The organism is Shimia sp. R10_1 (assembly GCF_017744095.1).
GTDB lineage: Bacteria > Pseudomonadota > Alphaproteobacteria > Rhodobacterales > Rhodobacteraceae > Shimia.
In genome coordinates, this window is sequence record NZ_JAGHQX010000033.1 from 1 (window position 1) to 1,547 (window position 1,547).

A 1,547-nucleotide genomic window follows, 5' to 3' on the forward strand; every position below is an offset into this window, starting at 1 on the left:
CCGCCGATTCTGTTGAAAAACAACGTGTTGCTGATGCAGAAATTGATGAGCTGAACCGAGCGCGAGCGCCTTTCTGGTCAGGCTTTGCGCGTTTGCTGCGGCGCAGGAAAGATCTTGGCCAATTTGCGGAGGTTCTGGGCGGTGGCGGCGAGGAGGAATTCGTCATTGGCACCACATGGTCCGCGTAGTCGGAGCCGTCCCAGACCGAGGATGCGTTTGAGGTGGGCAAAGAGCATTTCGACCTTCTTTCTGAGTTTCATCGAGATGTCGTATTGGCGGGTTTTGGCGATCTCGCGGGCGACTTGACGAGCGTCTTCGTGCTCTTCGCGGGTGATTTTGCGCGCATCGGCATTAGGGCAGCATTTGGCTTTTGATGGACAGGCCTGGCAAACTTCTTTCAGGGCGCGGTAGCGGGCCGTGCCCTTGCCGGTTGGCCCTCGGTTTGGGTCAGAATAGTTGCGGCGGAACTGCTTGAGTTCCTGGCCCTCAGGGCAAATGTATTGATCGTTTTCTGCATCCCACTCGAAATCCGCCCGCGTCCAAGTGCCATCGTTGCGCCCGGACTTGTCGAAGACCGGAATGTGCGGGGCGATGTTGCGGTCGACAAGCCAGCCCAGGAGCGGCCCGGTGCCATAGGCGGTGTCCGCGATCAGGCGCTCCGGATGTAGATCGAACTTCGCTTTCACGCGGTCCAGCATCGTCTTGGTCGATCCGACCTCTGCCTGCCGGATTGATCTGGTGCCTTCCACGTCGATTATAACCCCGTGATCCGTGTCGATCAGGTAATTGTCGGAATAGCTGAAGAAAGCAGGCCCTTTACGCGCTGCCGTCCATTGGCTGGCAGGGTCAGAATGCGAGGTAAACTTGGGTTGCACTTCGCTCGCAGCTCCGAAAGCCGCCTTATCCAGGGTGTCGAGATATTCGCGAACCGCACGAGGCGCATCTTCTGGATCGATGGTTGATGCATCCCATTCTTCTTTTGGCGTTGAATTCTGCTTGTTGGCATCGGCTTCGATCAGGCTGGCATCGATTGCCATGCGCTGACCGCTGACCAGACCTTCTTCGATGCACCGCGCGACAGTCGTCTCAAAAAGGTGGCGCAGCAGTTCGCTCTCGCGGAAGCGCCCATGCCGGTTCTTGGAGAACGTCGAGTGATCCGGGATACGGTCATTCAGATCGAGGCGGCAAAACCATCGATATGCCAGGTTCAGATGCACCTCTTCGCACAGCCGTCGCTCAGAGCGGATGCCGCAGCAATAGCCGACCAGCAGCATACGGATCAGCAGTTCAGGATCGACCGATGGACGACCGGTGTGGCTGTAGAAATCCGCGAGATGCACTCGAATGCTGCTCAAATCGACAAAGCGATCAATCGACCGAAGCAAGTGATCTTGGGGCACGTGGTTCTCCAATGAGAACTCATAGAATAGCGACGCCTGCGCTTCCTGCCTCGGTCCCAACATCGCTCTATCCTCCCACTCATTGGAAGAATTGAATCAGCAGTTCATGCACCGATCAAGGATGAGTTTTTCAACAAAATACGCCCT

General features: G+C 56.6%; 1 protein-coding gene. It reads right to left on the bottom strand.

Going from position 1 to position 1,547, the window contains the following annotated elements; all coding sequences use genetic code 11:
- Positions 1-77: 77 nt before the first annotated feature.
- Positions 78-1,463: an IS1182 family transposase gene (locus J7413_RS20395; RefSeq protein ID WP_209101862.1), complete on the bottom strand. Its 1,386-nt coding sequence runs from the start codon at positions 1,461-1,463 to the stop codon at positions 78-80.
- Between the last annotated feature and the right edge of the window lie 84 nt (positions 1,464-1,547).